The organism is Paraburkholderia bannensis NBRC 103871, assembly GCF_000685015.1.
Lineage (GTDB): Bacteria > Pseudomonadota > Gammaproteobacteria > Burkholderiales > Burkholderiaceae > Paraburkholderia > Paraburkholderia bannensis.
On the sequence record NZ_BAYA01000006.1, the window covers coordinates 310,363 to 329,978 of the forward strand.

A 19,616-nucleotide genomic window follows, 5' to 3' on the forward strand; every position below is an offset into this window, starting at 1 on the left:
GCATTGCGCCCGATGAAAACCGTCCTCACCCGCGATTTCCTCGCGCTGATCCTGAGCGTGGCCGTGGTCGGCCTCGGCTCCGGCGCGACGCTCCCGCTTACTGCGCTCGCCCTCACCGACGCCGGCTATGGCGCGACCGTAGTCGGCCTGCTCACCGCTGCCCAGGCGCTCGGCGGCCTGATCGTCGTGCCGATGACCGCGTGGATTGCCTCGCGCTTCGGCTCGCGGCAGGTGATCGTCGGCTCCGTGCTGGCCGTGGCCGTCGCCACCGCGCTCATGCAGTGCTGCGAGAACCTGTGGTTGTGGGGCGTGCTGCGCATGATCTGCGGCGCGGCGCTCATGCTGCTGTTCACGATCGGCGAAGCATGGGTGAACGAACTCGCCGACGACTCCAATCGCGGCCGCGTGGTCGCCATCTACGCGACGACCTTTACGCTGTTCCAGATGTCGGGGCCGGTGCTGGTGAGCCAGCTCGCCGATTACACCGCGTGGCGTTTTGCGATCTGCGGCGCGATTTTTCTGGTCGCGCTGCCGATGCTCGCCGCGATCCGCTCCAGTCCCCACACTTCCGACCTGCACGAGCCGCACGGCAGCTGGCGCCATGTGCTGCCGAAAATGCCCGCGCTGATTATCGCCACCGGGTTTTTCGCGCTGTTCGATACGCTGGCGCTGTCGTTGCTGCCGCTGTTTGCGATCGGCCATGGGATCGGCAGCGAGGAGGCGGTGCTGTTTGCTTCGGTGGTGCTGCTCGGCGATACGACCATGCAGTTTCCGATTGGCTGGCTGGCGGATCGGCTCGGGCGCGAGCGCGTGCATGCGCTCATGGGCGTGATCGTCGTAGCGCTGTTGCCGTTGCTGCCGTTCGTGGTGGAAATGCCGTGGCTGCGGTGGCCGCTGCTGTTCGTGCTCGGCGCGGCGGCGGGGTCGATCTATACGCTTGCGATCGTGGCGTGCGGGGAGCGGTTTGAAGGCGTCGCACTGGTGTCCGCCAGTGCGCTGGTGAGCGCTTCGTGGAGCGCGGCCAGTTTCGGCGGCCCGATCGTGACGGGCGCGCTGATGCAGCATGCCGGGCGCGACTCGATGCTCTGGGTGCTGTTCGCCTGCGCGCTGGTGTTTCTCGCCGCGTTGCGCTGGGAGCGCTCGCGCGGCGTGGGAACCGCGCGCGCGTAGCGCTTCAGCGTCGAGGCGTCGCGAAGGGCGTCAATGTGATCAGTGCGATCAATGTGACAGGACGCCCTTCTCGATCGGCTTCCTGTTTCCGGCCCGCGCCATGATGAGCAGCACGATTGCCGACACGGCAGCGGGCACGGCGACCACCAGGAAAATGTCGCTATTCGACCAGTTGCGGCGAATCAGCTCGCCGCCCAGAACCGGGCCGACGATCGAGCCAATGCGCCCGACGCCCAGGCTCCAGCCGATGCCGGTCGAGCGCAGCGAAGTCGGATAGTAGGTGGCGGCCAGCGCGTTGACGGCGGGCTGACCGCCAACAATGCAAAAGCCCGTGATGACGACGAGGACGAACAGGATCGGCAGCGCGATGCCGGGCTGCCCGATCAGCGCAATCGTGATCGCCGCGAGACCGAATGACGGCGCGAGCAGCTTGTAGAAGCCAATCCGGTCGATCAGCGGCCCCATCAGCACCGTGCCCAGAACGCCGCCGACCTGCAGCGCCGTGCCCACCAGCACTGCGGTTTGCGTCGACATCCCCGCGCTCACGGCAATCGTCGGCAGCCAGTTGGACAGGAAGTAGAGGTTCAGCAGGTTCATGAAATTCACGATCCACAGCAGCACGGTCGTCAGCGCCCGGGCCTCGCGAAACAGCTCGCCCACGGGGGCGCCCTTGTGGGCGGTTTCGGGCACGCGATATTGCGTGCTGGCGTCGGCCACGAAGTCCGGTGCGATCTGGCGCAGATAGTGCGCCACCTGGTCGCGCCGCTTGCCCTGAAGCACCATGAACTGCAGCGATTCCGGCACGTGCAGGTACATCAGCACCGCCATCGCCAGCGGAATGGCCGCGCCCAGATAGAACACCGCGCGCCAGCCGAACATCGGGATCATCGCCGCGGACAGCAGGCCGCCCAGCACCGCGCCCAGCGTGAAGCCGCACGACACCAGCATCATCAGCGTCACGCGGCTGCGTTTGGGGCTGTATTCGCCGACTAGCGCCATCGCATTGGGCATGATCGCGCCCAGCCCCAGCCCGGTAATGAAGCGAATCGCCTGCAATTGCGTGATGGTGGTCGTCCAGGCGGTGGCCAGCATGCAGGCGGCGAAAAAGAGACTGGCGCCCAGCAAGACGGGGCGGCGTCCGATCTTGTCGGCGAGCACGCTCAGGCTCAGCGAGCCGACCAGCATGCCGAAGAGGCCTGCGCCAAACACCGGGCCCAGCGCCGAGCGCTGCACGCCCCACTCCTTGATGATGGCTGGCGCAACAAAGCCCATCGCCTGCACGTCGAAGCCGTCCATCACGACGGTCAAGCCGACGAGCACGAAGATCCAGACCTGAAAGCGGCTGAGCTTGCTGGCGTCGATGAGCGCCGGAATATCGACAGAGGGGGCGGGTGAATTCACGTCAATGTCTCCGATATTTTTTGATTTGATCGCCAAAGCGGCGTCTGGAATGAAAATGGCGGCCAGAGTGGCCGCCATGTCTCAGTCACGGAATGCGCGCCGACCTCAGCGCGCCGCGGGCAAAATCTTGCCCACGCACTCACCGAAGCCCACGCGATAGCCGTCGCCCTGGCACCAGCCAGCCAGCGTCAGCTCGTCGCCGTCTTCGATAAAGCCGCGCGTGCCGCCCGTCTTCAATTCGAGCGGGTGCTTCGCGTTCCAGGTGAGTTCGAGCAGGCTGCCGAACGAATCGGGCGTCGGCCCGGAGATCGTTCCCGAACCCATCAGGTCGCCCACGCGTGTGTTGCAGCCCGCCACCGTGTGATGCGCGAGCTGCTGCGCCATCGTCCAGTACATGTGGCGGAAGTTGGTGCGCGCGATCGTCGTCGCCTCGCTGGCGCCTTCGGGCCGCAGCAACACCTCCAGCGCGATATCGAAGCCATGATGGCCCGCGTGGCGCAGGTATTCGAGCGGCTGCGGTTCCTGCACCGGCTGCGCGACGCGAAACGGCTCAAGCGCGTCCAGCGTCACGACCCAAGGCGAGATCGTGGTCGCAAAGGTCTTCGCGTTGAACGGCCCGAGCGGCACATATTCCCATTGCTGGATATCGCGCGCGCTCCAGTCATTGAGCAGCACCATGCCGAAGATATGCGCCTCGGCGTCCTCGCAGGCGACCGGCTCGCCCAGCGCATTGCCGCGCCCGACGATAAAGCCCGTCTCCAGTTCGATATCGAGCTTGCGGCACGCACCGAACACCGGACGCTCCTGGTCTGGCAGCTTCAGCTGACCGTTAGGACGCCGTACCGGCGTGCCGCTCACCACCACCGACGACGCCCGGCCGTTGTAGCCGATCGGCATTTCAGACCAGTTCGGCAGCAGCGCATTCTTCGGATCGCGAAACATCGATCCAACATTGGTCGCGTGCTCTTTCGACGAATAGAAGTCGGTGTAGCCGGGAATCTCCACGGGCAGGTGCAGCTTCGCGTCGGCGAGCTTCACGAACGCGCGGGCGCGCAAAGCCGCGTCGTCGCGCAACGTCGCAGTTTCTGTCGCGAGCAACGACGATAGCTGTACGCGCACGCTGCGCCACGCGTCGCGGCCAAGCGCGATGAAGTCGTTCAACGCAGCGCGTGCAAAGACATTTGCGCCCTGGCCCGCGGAAAGGCGCAGCAGACCGGCGTCGTGCAGCACGGCCAGATCCAGCACCTGGTCGCCGATCGCGACGCCCACGCGCGCCTGCGCGTCCTGCGCAGTGCTGAACACGCCAAACGGCAGGTTCTGGATCGGAAAATCGCAGGCCGCATCGTTCGCGCTGTCGATCCAGCTCTTGCGCTGCGGATCGAGCGTCGCCTGCAGATCACGGGTGGTGGGGTGGTTCATTGCTGCTCCGGATTGAAGTGTTTCTTGAGGCCTTGCCAGCACTCGTAGTAATGCGCCTGCAACTGGCTCGTTTCGAGCGCATGGCGCGTCGGGCGGATCAGCGTGCGGGTCTCGAACATGAACGCCATCGTGTCGCCGACCTTGTGCGGCTGGCTCGTATCGGCGTTCGAGGCTTTCTCGAAGGTCTCGGCATCGGGGCCGTGGCCCGACATGCAGTTGTGCAGGCTCGCGCCGCCCGGCACGAAGCCCTCGGCCTTGGCGTCGTAGACGCCGTGCACGAGGCCCATGAACTCGCTCGCCACGTTGCGGTGATACCAGGGCGGGCGGAAGGTGTTCTCGGCCGCCAGCCAGCGCGGCGGGAAGATCACGAAGTCGATCGCATCGACGCCCGGCGTGTCGGTCGGCGAATGCAGCACGAGGAAGATCGACGGATCCGGATGGTCGTAGCTGATCGAGCCGATCGTGTTGTAGCGGCGCAGGTCGTACTTGTAGGGCGCGTAATTGCCGTGCCACGCCACCACGTCGAGCGGCGAGTGGCCGATGTCCGCGCGCCAGAGCAGGCCGTTGAGCTTGGTGACGAGTTCGAACTGGCCTTCGCGGTCTTCATAGGCCGCGACCGGCGTGAGGAAATCGCGCGGGTTGGCAAGGCCGTTCGAGCCGATCACGCCCAGATCCGGCAAACGCAGCAGCGCGCCGAAGTTCTCGCAGATATAGCCGCGCGCCTCGCCATCGGGCAGCGCGACCGTGAAGCGCACGCCGCGCGGAATCACGGCGATCTCGAATGGCTCGATGTCGAGCTGGCCCATTTCCGTCGCGATCGACAGACGCCCCTGCTGCGGGACGATCAGCAGCTCGCCGTCGGTGTTGTAGAAGAAGCGGTTCTGCATCGAGCGGTTGGCCGCGTACAGATGAATCGCGCAGCCGCTCATCGACGCCGCCGAGCCGTTGCCCGCCATCGTCACCCAGCCGTCGATGAAATCGGTCGGCGCGGTGGGCATCGGCAATGCGTCCCAGCGCAACTGGTTGGGCGGCGTGGGCGGCACATCGCCGAAATCGGCGACGAGGCGCGGGCCCGCGCCACCCTCACCGCCCGCTTTCACCACGAGCGGCGTGAACGGCTGGTGCACCGCGCCCGGCCGGATGCGATAGAGCCAAGAGCGGCGGTTGTGCGAGCGTGGCGCGGTGAAGGCCGTGCCCGAGAGCTGCTCGGCGTAAAGGCCATAGGCGCAGCGCTGCGGCGAGTTCTGCGCGGTGGGCAACGCGCCCGGCAGCGCCTCGGTTGCGAATTCGTTGGCGAAGCCGCTCAGGTAGCCGTCATGGCCCTGAACGCCCGCGCGCAGCGTCTGGGGCGTCGGCGGCATCTGTGACGGGCCGGGCAAGGGTGCGTTCATCACTGTCTCTCCATGTTCTCTGCGGAATCCGGGTCTGGCGCGCGCCCTTCTTCTTTGGCGTCAACGTCGTACGATTTACGAATAGTAAAACGGATTATGATTAGTGAAATTGCACGTAAACCCTGGGAGCCGGTCGTTTTGCTGCGAGCCCAAGCCTTGCAAGCCTTCCCGGCGGATATCGTTATCACCAATCAGTGCATGCTGCGGCGTCCTGGGCTGCTACCATCAAGTCATGCGGCCCCGTGGCCGCGCGCCTCTTTTTTCCGACCTGGTTTATTTCATCGCGTCATGATCGCTCCGACCATTCCCGAGCTTGTTGCCCGCTCCGCCAGCCATCCCTTTCTCGGCGAGCATCTGGCGATGGGGACAGGCACGCACCGCGCCGAAGCCGTCGCGCGCCGCCGTGGCGTGGAAATGCTCAGCGCCTACGAGCCGATCTACGACATCAGCGTGCACGGCGGCGCGCAGTCGCTCACGGCCGATATCGCATCGGCGGCGCGCTTTGGCGACGAACTGGGTTATCAGGCGGTGACGCTGCGCGAAGTCGACGGCAAGATCGCGCGCTTCGATCCGTTCTCCGACACGCTCGACGATCCCGAACTCGTGGCGCTCGACCGCTGCGTGCGGGCGCTGCATACGATCAACTTTCTGGGCTCGCAGCAGCACGGCCTGCTGTTCCTGCGCGTGCACGAGCGCCTGCTCAAGAGCGTGAAATACGATCACGGCCGCCACTTCTCGAACGTGCTGGTGTCGTTCGGGCTCAATCCCGGGCGCGTGGTGATCGAGTTGCCGGCGGCGGCGGTCGCGCATCGCACCTTCGTCGGCTATCTGACGAAGAGCTATCAGCGCTATGGATTCAAGGTGGCGGGCAACCTGCCCAACGCCGGGCAGATCCTGTCGGTGTCGGATATGGCGCGGCTCGATTTCGTGAAGATGGATGCGAGTTCGGCGCTGCGCGACTCGATGGTCAAGCCGCTGGTGAGCTATGCGGCGCGGCTGCGCATTCCGCTGATTTTCAACCGCGTAATGGATCTGCAGCAGTTCGAACAATTGCAGCAGTACGACGTGCGCTTCGTGCAGGGGCCGGTGTTCGACGCGCAGAACAGCGCGGCCTGAAATGCAAAACGCCGCGTGTGAAGACGCGGCGTTCTTTTGCGGATCAGGCGTTTTTCAGGACGCCTAGAGGCTGATCGGTTCCTGCTCCAGCTCCACGCCGAAACGCGCCAGCACATCGGCCTGGATCGCCTGAGCCAGCTTGAGGATGTCGGTGCCGCACGCGGTGCCGCGATTGACCAGCACGAGCGCCTGGCGTTCATGCACCGCCGCTGCGCCCAGCGCGCGACCCTTCCAGCCACATTGATCGATCAGCCAGCCGGCCGCCAGCTTGACGCGGCCATCGGCCTGCGCATACGAGACGACCTGCGGCTCGCGCAGCACGAGCGCGTCGAACTGCTCAGGCTCGATCACCGGATTCTTGAAGAAGCTGCCCGCGTTGCCCAGTTCGAGCGGGTCGGGCAGCTTGGCGCGGCGCACGGCCACCACGGCGTCGAACACATCGCGTGCGTGCCGCGCTTCGGTCAGGCCGCGTTGCGCGAGTTCGCGCGCGAGATCGGCGTAACCGGCGTTCGCGCGCCAGACTTTCGGCAAGCGGAACGTCACCGCGGTAATCACGAAGCGGTCGCGCCCTTCGCGCTTGAAGAAGCTGTCGCGATAGCCAAAGCGGCAATCGGCGGCGTCGAATTCGTACGGCGTGCCGGTTTCGAGCTCGATCGCGCGTACGCGCGCGCAGCGCTCGGCCATTTCGAGCCCGTAGGCGCCGATGTTCTGGATCGGCGCGGCGCCGACCGTGCCCGGAATCAGCGCGAGGTTTTCGAGGCCCGGCATGCCTGCTTCGAGCGTCCACGCCACGAAGTCGTGCCAGTTCTCGCCCGCGGCGGCTTCCACGTACCACGCGTCGTCGTCTTCGAGCACGACGCGCTTGCCCGCCAGCGCGACCAGCAGCACGAGACCGTCGAAGTCGCGCGTGAGCACGACATTGCTGCCGCCGCCCAGCACAAGCGTAGACAGACCGGCCGCGCGCGGGTCGCCCAGCGCGTTTGCCAGATCGGCTTCGTGCTCGATGCGGCACGCCAGACGCGCACGCACGTCGAAGCCGAAGGTGTTATGCGCGCGCAGCGGATAGCCAGCGGTGAACCAGACGGGGGACGGATGGGCGGTCGCGAGGGAAGCGGACATCGGGAAAAATCGGGACGGAAACGGGACGGAAACGGGATAGAAATGCGAATCGAGGCGTGCAGCACAGGCTGACGGCGTCAGGCGGCACGCGGCGTGCAACCTTGGGCAAACACGGCTGCGCCGGTAAAATGGCGCGATCCGTGATTATAGCGAGTGCGTGGCGCGTCCCAATAACGCCAACCGCGGCGCTCGCACCTTTGGGAGAAAGCAATGCCATCGTTTGACGTCGTCAGCGAAGCCAACATGATCGAAGTGAAGAACGCGATCGAGCAATCCAACAAGGAGATCTCCACGCGCTTCGACTTCAAGGGCTCGGATGCGCGCGTCGAGCAGAAGGAACGCGAGCTGACCGCGTTCGCCGACGACGATTTCAAGCTCGGCCAGGTGAAGGACGTGCTGATTTCGAAAATGGCCAAGCGCAATGTGGACGTGCGCTTCCTCGACTACGGCAAGATCGAAAAGATCGGCGGGGACAAGGTCAAGCAGCTCATCACCGTGAAGAAGGGCGTCTCGGGCGACCTCGCCAAGAAGATCGTGCGCCTCGTGAAGGACAGCAAGATCAAGGTGCAGGCCAGCATCCAGGGCGACGCCGTGCGCGTGACGGGCACCAAGCGCGACGACCTGCAAAGCGTGATCGCCATGCTGCGCAAGGACGTGACCGACACGCCGCTCGACTTCAACAACTTCCGCGACTGATTTTGTCGCGCGCCGCTGCGTGAGTCTGTTGCGACGGGACTAGGCGCCCGTCGCGACGAGCGGCATCAACACCTCGCCCGTCTCCAGCAGGGTCTTCAGGTTCGACAGGATGCGCGGCCAGCCGTCCGAGACGGCCTCGATGAACTTCGAGCCCGGGCAGTCCATCCGATGCGTGAGCGTGAGCTTCACGGCCTGCTCCACCGCCTCGATTTCCAGCGTGCAGAGGGAATCGCCCTCTTCGCTCAATGCCGGGCGGAACACATTGCGCCAACGGATCACGAGCCGATGCGGCTTGTCCGCCGCCATGATCTCGCCCGAATCCGCCACGCGACCATCGGCGAAATGCAGCGACCACGGCGAGCCCGCCTGCCAGTCGCTTTCGTGATGCATGCCGTACCAGTAACGCGCCGTGAACGCGCGGCTCGTGAGCGCCGTCCAGAGTTCGTCGGGGGTTGCGCGGATATAGGTCACGTAGACGAAGCGCGATTCGCCTGCTGGGTTTGCGTCCTGATTCATGGCGGTCTCCTTGCGCTTCGCGCGCGCGTCAAATCAGCGAATCGACGAGTTGAACATAGGCGCCGTTATGCCCTTCGTTCAAGTTCAAGCTCCAGCGGCGTGGTGGACTTCTGGCGCAAGAGCCCCGTCTGGCGACCCTTTTCGCGCACGATCCTGGCTCTCGCTTTCGCCCTGAGGGGCGCGGTGGCGAGCGTCACCTCCTCCATCCAGATCTTCGATCCGTACGCACCGTTGAGCAGCCCCGGTGCCCAGACCGCTTCGCCCAGACGCGGAAAGTAGATCGACGATCCCGCGCCCCAGATTTCGATTCTCGCCAGTTGCGACGGCGTTGGCCACGTCGGCATGAAGTGAAACTCCTGGATCAGGATGATCGGCACCGCGATGTCTACGCCGTGCGCGTACGAGATTTCGAGTTTGCGGTTCGTGCGGTTGTAGCGCGCGGCGACCGCGACCGGAACTCTTTCTCCCGCGCGCCCTGCGGCTTCGTACTGCTCACGTGTGAAGAGAGCCATGTTTGAGATCTCCTGAAGTCTATTTGTTTCCAGTGCCAGCAAAGGTGCCCGATCTCCGGTTGCAGGGCCTTAATGAAGCGCCCGACGCCGTGAGGTGTAAGCGGCGTGCGATCGCGCAAAACCGGCGGCCCGTCCGGGCAGTTGAGATCCAGAACACACTTGCCGTCCGAAGTCTCGACATGAACATGGGGCGGATCATGGTCATTCGAATGGATTCGCACACACGCGCCTGAAATACGAAGAACTATCGGCATTGGGGTCTTCGAAATTAACCGAATGCGGGGTTGCTGGAGCGTCCCGTCCCGCCAAAGCCACAGCCTCTATTTGCGCTGGAACAAAGCCTAAGACAAACGCGATCGAAGCCCAGCATAAGCATTCGCGAATCGCCTGAAACCTCGGCCAGACGGCCAACGCCAGCCCCAACCCACCCGCCCACAACAAGCGAAAAAAAACGGCGCCGCAGCGCCGTTTTTCCACTTTCGCCAGCCCTCCCGGGCTCATCAGTCGAGCTTGAACTGCCCCACCGCATCGGCGAGATTCACCGCCTGGCTGCGCAGCGCCGCAGCCGCCGCCGTCGATTGCTCCACCAGCGCCGCGTTCTGCTGCACCATCTCGTCGAGCTGGCTCACCGCGCGGTTCACTTCCTGAATCCCGCGCGTCTGTTCGCCGGCCGCGTTGGTCACTTCCGAAATGATGGTCGTCACGTTCGAGACGTTCGCCACGATCTCGTCCATCGTTTCGCCCGCGCGGCGCACGAGTTGCGAGCCCGAGTTCACGCTCGCCACCGTCGATTCGATCAGCCCCTTGATTTCGCGCGCCGCCTGCGCGCTGCGCTGCGCGAGGCTGCGCACTTCGCCCGCGACCACCGCGAAGCCGCGGCCCTGCTCGCCCGCGCGCGCCGCTTCCACCGCCGCATTGAGCGCGAGAATATTGGTCTGGAACGCGATCCCGTCGATCACGCCGATGATGTCGGCGATCTTCACCGACGCCTTTTCGATCGCGCCCATCGTATCGACCACGTCGCTGATCACCGCGCCGCCGCGCGACGCCACCGTCGACGCCGAATTCGCCGTGATATCGGCCTGTTGCGCCGCATTGGCCGACTGCGCGACCGTCGCCGTGATTTCCTCCATCGAGGCCGCCGTTTCTTCGAGGCTCGCCGCCGCCGATTCGGTGCGGCCCGACAGGTCGACGTTGCCCGCCGCGATCTCGTCGCTCGCGGTGCGCACGGACTGGCTCGCATCGCGGATATGGCGCATCACGTCGCGCAATTTGTCCATGAAGCCGTTGAACGAGCGCGCGATCTGCGCGACTTCGTCGTTGCCGGTGACGGGCAGGCGCTGCGTGAGGTCGCCCTCGCCTGCGCTGATCGCGTCCATCGCATCGCGCACGCTGGAGAGGCGCTTGAACGACACCGAAGTCGCCGCGCCCACCACCAGCGCCGCCACCACCGCGATCACCACCAGCGTGATCAGCGACACCGTCAGCAGCGAGCGCATGCCCGCCAGCGCATCGGCGCGGTCGAACGCGACGATCACGCGCCAGTCCGTGCCCGCGATCGCCTGCGCGCGCATCAGCTTGATGTCGCCATTCACGTCGACCGGCATCGGCCGGGTGGCCGCGAACAGCGTGGCGAGCTTATCGCCGGACAGGCTCGGTGCAACGTCCGTGACCGGCTTGAGCGTGAGCTTGGCGTCGTCGTGCGCGACGATTGCGCCCGTGCTGTCGACCAGCATGCCGAAGCTCGCCGGCGTCGGATGAATCGAGCGCACGTTGGCGATCACGCTGTCCATCGCCACGTCGCCGGAAATCACGCCCTTGACCTGGCCGTCGCGGATCACGGGCGTGGCGAACGCCACCACCAGCTTGCCGGTGCCCACATCGACGTAAGGCGGCGTCACCACGCCCTTGCCCGCCGCCACGGCCTGCTTGTACCAGGGGCGCCCGGTCGGGTCGTAATCGGGCGGAATGCCGGTCGCGTCGGAGAACTTCGCGGTCTTGTCGGCGTAACCGACGTAGACGTTGGTGAAGCCGCCCGCCGTCGCGATCTGCTTGAGCATCGGCACGGGATCGGGTTGCAGCACGGCGTCCTGGAGCGATTCGATCATTTGCGCATGCGTCGCGACCCAGTCGCCGATGCCTTCGGCATGGCTGTTCTCGACGGCGGTGAGCGTCGCGTCGATCGAATCCTTGTTGTGCGAGTTCGCAACGAAATAGTCGAGCGCGGTATTGGCTGCGAGCGCCGCGACGACGATAACGACGCAGAGCGCGACGATGCGCGCGCGAATGGAGGAAAACATGGTGGGAAAAAGAATGGAAAAGCGCCGTGTGGATGAACGTGAATCAGACTGCTAAACCGTATGACTCGCCATGAGATGCGTGTGCGACTCCTGCGTTTACGGCGGCCACGGCGGGCGACTTGAGTAGGGTTTATCGGGGTAGGAAGCGGCGCAAAAAAGGGCATGCGCGCGTCGAGATGGGGCCAGATAAGCCTTTGATCCGGCGAGCATTTATTCGCAAGCCAATCGAAAGACAAAAACAAAACGGCCTGCGCGAATGGCAGGCCGTTATTGGGGAGGCGGAGTGTCGTGAAGCAGCGCTTATTTGCTCGCGGCAGCCGCTTTCTTTTTATCGCCGATGCGGCTTTCGGTGCCGTTCATCAGCTTGCCGATATTTGCGCGATGACGCCAGAACAGCAGCACGCTCATGGCCAGGATCGCGAGCGCCATCACGTGCGCGCCGAACATGAACACGTCGAAGAGCGGCGCGAACACGGCAGCGGCCAGCGCCGCCAGCGACGAATAGCGCGTGAAGAACGCGACGATCAGCCAGGTCAGCAGCGTCAGCCCGCCGAGCACCGGATTCACGGCGAGCAGCACGCCCGCAGCGGTCGCCACGCCCTTGCCGCCCTGGAAGCGGAAGAACACCGGATACAGATGGCCGAGGAACACCGCAATCGCGGCCAGCGCCACGGCGGTTTCACCCAGGCCGAATTGCGGCGCGAAGCGTGCCGCCAGCCACACGGCGAGCCAGCCCTTGAACGCGTCGCCGATCAGCGTGAGGATGGCGGCCTTCTTGTTGCCGCTGCGCAGCACGTTGGTCGCGCCCGGATTGCCGGAGCCATAGGAGCGCGGATCGTCGAGACCCATGACGGCGCTCACGATCACGGCGAACGATACCGAGCCGATCAGATAGGCGGCGACGGCGACTAACAGGTTGTACATGCACGAAACCCGAAGGAGAGGAAAACAGCGGAACGAAGCGCAGCGCGCGCGAAGGCGCTCATTCTACCGAAGCGCGCGCGGGCTTTCGCGCTCAATCCCGGCTATACGGGGCAAACCCAGGGAAACCAGGGAACGAACTCGGGTTTTATCCCGTCAATCAGCCAGCGCGCACTGCACCGGCTTCGCGCCCAGCAGCGTCGTGAGCACGTCGGGCGCAAGGCTCACCAGGTACCCGCGCTTGCCGCCGTTGAGCCAGACCTGGTCGAGTTCGAGGATCGTCGACTCGACATAGACCGGCATCGCCTTCTTCGTGCCGAACGGCGAGGTTCCGCCGACCAGATAGCCCGAATGGCGGTTCGCGACTTCCGGCTTGCAGGGCTCGACGCTTTTTGCGCCGATCTGCCGCGCGAGGTTCTTGGTCGACACCTTGCGGTCGCCGTGCATCAGGACGATCAGCGGCTTGGCGCGTTCGTCCTCCATCACGAGCGTCTTGACGACGCGATGTTCGTCCACGCCAAGCTGGCGCGCGGATTCTTCCGTGCCGCCGTGCTCGACGTACTCATAGGGGTGCTCGCCGAACGCGACGCCCGCGCGGCGCAGCATCTGCGTGGCGGGCGTTTCGGAGACGTGTTTCGATTTGCTCATGGCGCGCATTTTAATGCGCAACGCCGGACGATACCGCCTGGCCGCGCGTGAACCGGCCTCAGCCGCGCGGGTGATGCTTCGCGTGCAGCAGGCGCAGGCGTTCGCGCGCGACGTGCGTGTAGATCTGCGTCGTCGAAATATCGCTGTGGCCGAGCAGCAGTTGCACCACGCGCAGGTCGGCGCCGTGATTGAGCAAGTGGGTCGCAAATGCATGCCGCAGCGTGTGCGGCGAGAGCGGCGCGTGCACGCCCGCATTGAGCGCGTGGCGCTTGATGATGTGCCAGAACTGCTGGCGCGTCATGCCTTCGGCGCGCGCGGTGACGAACAGCGCATCGCTCGTGCGCGCGCCCAGCAGCGCGGGCCGCGATTCGCGCAGGTAACGCGTGATCCACGCCGACGCCTCTTCGCCGAAGGGAATCAGGCGCTCCTTCGAACCCTTGCCCAGCACGCGCACGACGCCCTCGTTCAGGCCGACCTCGACGGTCTTGAGCGTGACGAGTTCGGTCACGCGCAGGCCGCTCGCGTACATCAGTTCGAGCATCGTACGATCGCGCAGGCCGAGCGGCGTGGCGACATCGGGCGCGCCGAGCAGCGCCTCGACCTGGGCTTCGGTGAGCGTGGTCGGAAAGCGCGGCGCCTGTTTCGCCGAGCGGATCCGCACGGTCGGGTCGGCGCTCACGCGTTGCTCGCGCAGCCCCCAGCCGTAGTAGCGGCGAAACACCGACAGCCGCCGGTTCGCCGAGGTCGATTTGTCGTCCTTGCGGCGCGCGCTGTAGGCGATCAGGTCGTCTTCCTGCACGGTGTCGAGGCCATGTTCGCGCACGCGCGCAAGCCATTCGGCAAAGAGCCGCAGATCGCGCCGATAAGCGTCGAGCGTGTTGCGCGAGAGATTGTGTTCGAGCCACATCGCGTCGCAGAACGTGTCGATGCCAAGCTGGCTTGCGGCGAGCGCCTGCGTCGCAGCTGGCGTGAGTTCCGCGTCGTCCGCAGCGTCGGCAACGTCCGCAGCGTCTGCCGGTTCATCGGCAAAAGCGTCGTCGTGCTCGTCGCGGTGCTCGTCGGCGAAATCTTCGTCGGGGTCTTCGTGTATCTCGTGCTGATCGTTCATGTCGTTCGGGTGTTGCGCGGCGTTTTCAGCGCGCTCATCGGATCGTGACGCCTTCGTGCGCGAGCAGCCAGCGCTTCACGTCGCGGAAAAATCCATCGCCGCCATGATGCGAGAAGCCGCCGATGCCGCTCGCCGAGACCACGCGATGGCACGGAATCACGATCGGAAAGTAGTTCGAGCCGCAGGCCTGCCCCACCGCGCGCGCGTTGATGGTGCCCACGCGTCTGGCCAGTTCGCCGTAGGTGAGCACGCTGCCGAGGCCGATCGAGCAGATGCCGTCCCACACGCGGCGCTGAAAATCGGTGCCGAGCGGCGCGAGCGGCAGATCGAACGGTGCGGCCGCATCGTTCAGGTAGCGCTCGATCTGCACGGCGGCCCGTTCCGCGAGTTCTGAATTGGGCGCCAGGCCCGGCGTGTCGCCCGGCAAATACACGATGTCGCGCACGCCGTCCTCGCCCGTCACGATGCCCACCTTGCCGAACGGCGCGTCGATCACGGCGTTGTAGTTGCGCGGCGCGATCTTGCGCAACGCCTGCCGGCTAGGCTCACGTGCGGGCTCGCGCGCGGGCTTCGGCGCTGCGGCAGGCACATGCGCGGCTTCGCGCATCGCCGCATCTTCCGCGTCGTCCCACAGTGAATACGATGCCGATGCTTTCATCATCGCCGCTCTCCTTGAATCATCCGGGCCGCCGGGATCAGGCCGCTTCCAGCGCCCACTCGACATGTTCGCGCACAATCGCCGATTCGTCATGCGCCCGTGCGCGCAGCGCCGCCACGATGGCTTCGCGCCGCTCGGGCGCATCGCTCGAAGCCGGATTGCGCAGCGCATTGCCCATTCCCACGGCGATATTGCGCAGCCAGCTTTCGTAGCCAATGCGCCGGATCGCGCTGCCCTGCATGCGCTCGTCGAACTGGGCTGCGCTCCAGCCGAACAGCTCGACCAGACTCGCGCGATCGAGCCCGTGGCGCACGTCGAAATCGGCGACCGGCGCAGCCTGCGCGAACTTGTTCCACGGACACACGAGCTGGCAATCGTCGCAGCCATAGACGCGATTGCCGATCGGCTCGCGCATGTCCAGCGGAATGCTGCCCTTCAGTTCGATCGTCAGGTAGGAAATGCAGCGCCGCGCATCGACGCGATACGGCCCGGTAATCGCGCCCGTCGGGCACGCGCCGATGCAGCGCGTGCAACTGCCGCAATGCGCGCCAGGCGTTTCGGGCGCGGCGGAAGCGGGATCGTCGGCGTCGGTCGGCAGCGGGATATCGACGTAAATCTCGCCGAGGAAAAACAGCGAACCCGCGTCGCTTTGCAGCAGCAGCGTGTGCTTGCCGCGCCAGCCGATGCCGGCCTTTTGCGCGAGCTCGACTTCGAGCACCGGCGCGGAGTCCGTGAAGACGCGAAATCCGAAGGCGCCGATTTCCGCTTCGATGCGCTCGGCGAGTTGCTGCAGGCGCGCGCGCATGACCTTGTGATAGTCGCGGCCGCGCGCATAGACCGACACGACGGCCGCGTGCGGGTCGGCCAGGCGCGCGTGCTCGCGGCTGCGCCAGTCTTGCGAGGCACTTTCGGGCGTCTTTCCCGATGCATTCGCGTCGGCCGCGCCTTCGAGCGTCGAGGCCGGTAAATACGCCATGCGGGCCGTGATGACACGTCGCGTACCGGCCACAAGCTCGGCGGGCCGCGCGCGTTTCATGCCATGTTTGGCCATATAATCCATTTCGCCGTGGCAGCCCGCTTCGAGCCACGCGGCAAGGCCCGCCTCGGCATGGGACAGGTCGGTGTCGCTGATGCCGATTGCACCGAACCCCAACTCCTGCCCCCATGCACGGATACGCGCCGCGAGCGCGGCCAGCGCCGCCTCGTCGAGCGCGGCGGACGGCTCACGATGAGCCGCGTCGGCGCCCGACGCCATAGTTGACGCCACGTTCGACGGATTCGATGCGGCCGCTGCGTTCAATGTGCGCGCCTCGTTCGAGGGGGAAAGCAAGGGGTTCATCACGCCATTTTACGAGAATGCCCGACACGCCCGAACAGCTCAACGCGAGCTTGCCCGCCGTTCCCCCTCTGCTCGAACGCCGCTTCGAGCTCGCGGACGAAACCGCCACCGATGCGTTCGGCGCACGCTTTGCGCACGCGCTCGACGCCCTGCGCACTCAGGAACCCAGCCAGACCGACGCCCTGGAGCAGGCGTCCACGCCCGGATTCGCGGGCCTGCACGTGCAGTTGCTCGGCGACCTGGGCGCGGGCAAGACCTCGCTCGTGCGCGCCGCGCTGCGTGCGCTCGGCCATACGGGCCGCGTGCGCAGCCCCACTTATACGCTCGTCGAGCCTTACACCGTGCAGCCCGCCGCGTCAGGCCGGGAACTCCAGCTCTATCACTTCGATCTGTATCGATTCAGCGACCCGGCCGAATGGGCCGACGCCGGCTTTCGCGAGTATTTCGCGCAAGGCGCGGTCTGTCTCGTCGAATGGCCGCAACGCGCGGGTGGCCTGCTCGGCGTGCCGGATCTCGTGTTTCAGCTCGAACCCGGCCCGCACGGTGAAGGCCGCGTGCTCACCGCCTACGCATACAGCGCATCAGGAAAGGCATGTCTAGAAAGATGTTAATTAAACCGTTCCGCTCGATCGAGTCGGCCGCCACCGCCACGCACAACTGGCGGCGCCGGCAGATCCTGAAAGCGGGCGCGTCGTCGCTGGTGCTGGGACTTGCCGCCCCGCGCCTCGCGTGGGCGACCTCGGTGATGGGCGTGCGCGTGTGGCCCGCGCGCGATTACACGCGCGTCACCATCGAATCCGATCAGCCGCTCACCAACACGCAGACGCTGCTGCAGAACCCCGACCGGCTCGTCGTCGACCTGAACGGCCTCGATCTCGACGATGCGCTGAAGAACCTCGTCTCCAAGATCACGCCGAACGATCCGCAGATCCAGGCGGTGCGCGTCGGCCAATATCAGCCGCACGTCGTGCGCATGGTGTTCGACCTCAAGGGCACGGTCAAGCCGCAGGTGTTCACGCTGCAGCCGGTCGGCTCGTACAAGTACCGGCTCGTGTTCGACCTGTATCCGGCTGTCGCGCCCGATCCGCTGATGGATCTGCTCGCGCAGACCGAGCACAAGCAGCAGCAGCTCGACGCGCACCAGGCGATGCGTGACAGCGCGCCCTCGACGCCTTCGGCGCTCGCCGGCCCCAACACGCCGCCCGCGCACGACAACAGCGACGCCTTCTTCCAGCGCTACGCGCAGAACGACGCGTCGGGCGCGCCCCGGCCCACGCCGCCGGTGCCGCCTGCGGTCATCGTGAAGCCCAAGCCCGCGCCGAAGCCGCCCGTCGTCGCCCAGAACCGCGACGACGACGCCGACAAAAGCGACGACAAGAGCGACGACAACTACGGCTTCACCACGCCGAAGTCGAACAAGGGCGGCACCACGCGCCTGCTGACCGTGGCGATCGACCCCGGTCACGGCGGCGAAGATCCGGGCGCGATCGGCAGCGCGGGCACGTATGAAAAGCACGTCGCGCTCGATATCGCCAAGAAGCTGCGCGCAAAGATCGACGCCCAGCCCAACATGCGCTCGATGATGACGCGCGACGCCGACTTCTTCGTGCCGCTGAACGTGCGCGTGCAGAAGGCGCGCCGCGTGGGCGCAGACCTGTTCGTATCGATCCACGCGGACGCTTTCACGACGCCTTCCGCGCGCGGCTCGTCGGTGTTCGCGTTGTCGGAGCACGGTGCGTCGAGCGCGGCCGCGCGCTGGATGGCGAACAAGGAGAACTCGTCAGACCAGATCGGCGGCATCAGCGTGCAGACGGCGGACGCCGCCGTGAACCGCGCACTGTTCGATATGTCGACGACCGCGCAGATCCGCGACTCGATGCGCTATGGCAACTTCGTGCTGAACGAAGTCGGCGAGATCAACCATCTGCATAAGGGGTCGGTCGAGCAGGCGGGTTTCGCGGTGCTCAAAGCGCCTGACATCCCATCGATCCTCGTAGAGACGGCGTTCATCAGCAACCCGGAAGAAGAGTCGAGGCTCAACGACGACGCCTATCGCGACAAGATGGCCAACGCGATTCTCAAGGGCATCAAGCGCTATTTCGCGGCCAATCCGCCGCTGGCGAAGAACCGTATGACGTAAGCGGCCCCCGCTGCTGCGTACGTAAAAACGCCGCGCATCCTTCGAGGATTGCGCGGCGTTTTTCTTTACACAACTGGCGAAACTAGCGACGTTCGCGCTCAGGTACGCACCGGCGAAAACCGCTGCTTCACCCACCCGCCGAACACGTTCACGATCAGCCCCGCCATCACGAGCGCTGCGCCGCCCACCTGTGCGGCCGTGAGACGCTCGCCGAGCAGCAGCGCCGCCGAAGCCAGCCCGACGATCGGCACGAGCAGCGAGAATGGCGCGACCTGGCTAGCCGGGTACTTCGAGAGCAGGCGGCTCCAGAGGCTATAGCCCAGGATCGTCGCGATGAACGCCAGATAGACGATCGCGCCAATCGACGCCATGCCGATGCTGGTCAGCGCGGCTTCGATGCGCTGCGGCCCTTCCATGAAATACGAGAGCACGAAGAACGGCAGCGGCGGGATCAGGCTCCCCCACACCACGAGGCCCACGAGGTCGATCTTGCCCACCTTCTTCGTGACGATATTGCCGAGCGCCCACATGCAGGCCGCGCAGAGCGTGAGCACGAAGCCGGCCACGGTCATGACCTGCGCGCTCGCGCCGCCCGCCGACGATTGCAGGCCGATCAACGCCAGCCCGCCCGCCGCGATCAGCAGGCCGACGACGTTCTGCGCGCGAAAGCGCTCGCCGAGGAAAAACGCCGCGAACACCAGCGTGAAAAAGGCCTGCGCCTGCAGCACGACCGAAGCGAGACCCGCGGGCATGCCCACATACATCGCCGTGAACAGGAACGCGAACTGGCCGAACGAGATCGTCGCGCCATAGGCGAGCAGCCAGCGCAGCGGCAGCTTCGGGCGTTTCACGAACAGCACCGCCGGGAACGCCGCCAGCGTGAAGCGGAGCGCGCCGAGCAGCAAGGGCGGCACGCCATGCAGGCCCACCTTGATCACGACGAAATTCACGCCCCACGCGAGCACCACGACCAGCGCGAGCAACAGGTCCTTCGGCGACATCTCCAGCTCCGGTTATTGTTCTGTCAAATGAATCTGTAAGTTTAACGGTTGCGTCGCTCCCGCGTCGGGCACGGCCTTACACGGGCTTAACGGCATACCGTCAGATCGAGCGTTAGAATGAGCGCCTGCCAGCGCGGCAGCGCGTTGTTCAAGCGCTTGCG

18 protein-coding genes and 1 pseudogene are annotated in these 19,616 nt (G+C 65.6%); 5 read left to right on the forward strand and 14 right to left on the reverse strand.

All coding sequences use genetic code 11. The annotated features are described in order from the left end of the window. Positions 1-12 precede the first annotated feature (12 nt). Positions 13-1,170 (forward strand): MFS transporter, encoded by a 1,158-nt coding sequence (locus BBA01S_RS12640; RefSeq protein ID WP_027816766.1) that lies wholly within the window; start codon positions 13-15, stop codon positions 1,168-1,170. A gap of 48 nt (positions 1,171-1,218) precedes the next feature. Here BBA01S_RS12640 and BBA01S_RS12645 read toward each other — a convergent pair whose 3' ends face one another. The 3 genes from BBA01S_RS12645 to hmgA all read right to left on the reverse strand — a co-directional run bounded on the left by BBA01S_RS12645 (position 1,219) and on the right by hmgA (position 5,351). Then, the gene (locus BBA01S_RS12645) at positions 1,219-2,571 is read right to left on the reverse strand and encodes an MFS transporter (protein ID WP_027816767.1); all 1,353 of its coding nucleotides are present in this window, start codon (positions 2,569-2,571) and stop codon (positions 1,219-1,221) included. 105 nt (positions 2,572-2,676) lie between these two features. Beyond that, entirely contained in the window at positions 2,677-3,990 is a 1,314-nt protein-coding gene (gene fahA, locus BBA01S_RS12650) for a fumarylacetoacetase (RefSeq protein ID WP_027816768.1), read from the reverse strand. After that, entirely contained in the window at positions 3,987-5,351 is a 1,365-nt protein-coding gene (gene hmgA, locus BBA01S_RS12655; RefSeq protein ID WP_042296991.1) for a homogentisate 1,2-dioxygenase, read from the reverse strand. The genes fahA and hmgA overlap by 4 nt, the downstream gene beginning before the upstream one ends. 318 nt (positions 5,352-5,669) lie before the next feature. On the opposite strand from hmgA, the gene BBA01S_RS12660 reads away from it, so the two are divergent. Further along, positions 5,670-6,497, forward strand: coding sequence for an EAL domain-containing protein (locus BBA01S_RS12660; protein WP_027816770.1), 828 nt, complete (start codon positions 5,670-5,672; stop codon positions 6,495-6,497). A gap of 63 nt (positions 6,498-6,560) precedes the next feature. Here the strand turns inward: BBA01S_RS12660 and murB are convergent, their stop codons facing one another. Beyond that, the gene (murB, locus tag BBA01S_RS12665; protein ID WP_027816771.1) at positions 6,561-7,616 is read right to left on the reverse strand and encodes a UDP-N-acetylmuramate dehydrogenase; all 1,056 of its coding nucleotides are present in this window, start codon (positions 7,614-7,616) and stop codon (positions 6,561-6,563) included. 210 nt (positions 7,617-7,826) lie between these two features. Here murB and BBA01S_RS12670 point away from each other — a divergent pair, with 210 nt between their 5' ends. Further along, the gene (locus BBA01S_RS12670; protein ID WP_027816772.1) at positions 7,827-8,312 is read left to right on the forward strand and encodes a YajQ family cyclic di-GMP-binding protein; all 486 of its coding nucleotides are present in this window, start codon (positions 7,827-7,829) and stop codon (positions 8,310-8,312) included. A 39-nt stretch (positions 8,313-8,351) separates the two neighbouring features. Here the strand turns inward: BBA01S_RS12670 and BBA01S_RS12675 are convergent, their stop codons facing one another. The 9 genes and pseudogenes from BBA01S_RS12675 to queG all read right to left on the reverse strand — a co-directional run bounded on the left by BBA01S_RS12675 (position 8,352) and on the right by queG (position 16,230). Then, positions 8,352-8,828 (reverse strand): SRPBCC family protein, encoded by a 477-nt coding sequence (locus BBA01S_RS12675; protein WP_042296918.1) that lies wholly within the window; start codon positions 8,826-8,828, stop codon positions 8,352-8,354. 65 nt (positions 8,829-8,893) lie between these two features. Continuing rightward, complete coding sequence (locus BBA01S_RS48075; protein WP_052391740.1) at positions 8,894-9,340, reverse strand: DUF2442 domain-containing protein; 447 nt, start codon at positions 9,338-9,340, stop codon at positions 8,894-8,896. 146 nt (positions 9,341-9,486) lie between these two features. Continuing rightward, positions 9,487-9,594: pseudogene (locus BBA01S_RS48640) on the reverse strand (DUF4160 domain-containing protein); the annotation flags it as partial. A 246-nt stretch (positions 9,595-9,840) separates the two neighbouring features. Beyond that, positions 9,841-11,640: a methyl-accepting chemotaxis protein gene (locus BBA01S_RS12690; RefSeq protein ID WP_027816774.1), complete on the reverse strand. Its 1,800-nt coding sequence runs from the start codon at positions 11,638-11,640 to the stop codon at positions 9,841-9,843. A 300-nt stretch (positions 11,641-11,940) separates the two neighbouring features. Next, positions 11,941-12,564, reverse strand: coding sequence for a glycerol-3-phosphate 1-O-acyltransferase PlsY (plsY, locus tag BBA01S_RS12695; protein WP_027816775.1), 624 nt, complete (start codon positions 12,562-12,564; stop codon positions 11,941-11,943). Positions 12,565-12,717: 153 nt separating this feature from the next. Continuing rightward, positions 12,718-13,209: a Cys-tRNA(Pro) deacylase gene (gene ybaK, locus BBA01S_RS12700; protein ID WP_027816776.1), complete on the reverse strand. Its 492-nt coding sequence runs from the start codon at positions 13,207-13,209 to the stop codon at positions 12,718-12,720. Between the two features lie 58 nt (positions 13,210-13,267). Then, a complete protein-coding gene (gene xerD, locus BBA01S_RS41060) occupies positions 13,268-14,317 on the reverse strand; it encodes a site-specific tyrosine recombinase XerD (RefSeq protein ID WP_084162096.1) in 1,050 nt (349 codons plus the stop codon). 34 nt (positions 14,318-14,351) lie between these two features. After that, positions 14,352-14,924 carry a methylated-DNA--[protein]-cysteine S-methyltransferase gene (locus BBA01S_RS12710; RefSeq protein WP_084162122.1) on the reverse strand — a complete coding sequence of 191 codons (573 nt, stop codon included), beginning with the start codon at positions 14,922-14,924 and terminating at the stop codon, positions 14,352-14,354. A gap of 88 nt (positions 14,925-15,012) precedes the next feature. Next, the gene (gene queG / locus BBA01S_RS12715) at positions 15,013-16,230 is read right to left on the reverse strand and encodes a tRNA epoxyqueuosine(34) reductase QueG (RefSeq protein ID WP_027816778.1); all 1,218 of its coding nucleotides are present in this window, start codon (positions 16,228-16,230) and stop codon (positions 15,013-15,015) included. Positions 16,231-16,331: 101 nt separating this feature from the next. Between queG and tsaE the strand changes: the two genes are divergently transcribed. Then, complete coding sequence (gene tsaE / locus BBA01S_RS12720) at positions 16,332-16,925, forward strand: tRNA (adenosine(37)-N6)-threonylcarbamoyltransferase complex ATPase subunit type 1 TsaE (RefSeq protein ID WP_027816886.1); 594 nt, start codon at positions 16,332-16,334, stop codon at positions 16,923-16,925. Continuing rightward, positions 16,907-18,454, forward strand: coding sequence for an N-acetylmuramoyl-L-alanine amidase (locus BBA01S_RS12725; RefSeq protein ID WP_027816779.1), 1,548 nt, complete (start codon positions 16,907-16,909; stop codon positions 18,452-18,454). Before tsaE ends, BBA01S_RS12725 begins: the two co-directional genes overlap by 19 nt. A 98-nt stretch (positions 18,455-18,552) precedes the next feature. Here the strand turns inward: BBA01S_RS12725 and BBA01S_RS12730 are convergent, their stop codons facing one another. Next, positions 18,553-19,455, reverse strand: coding sequence for an EamA family transporter (locus tag BBA01S_RS12730; protein ID WP_027816780.1), 903 nt, complete (start codon positions 19,453-19,455; stop codon positions 18,553-18,555). Between the last annotated feature and the right edge of the window lie 161 nt (positions 19,456-19,616).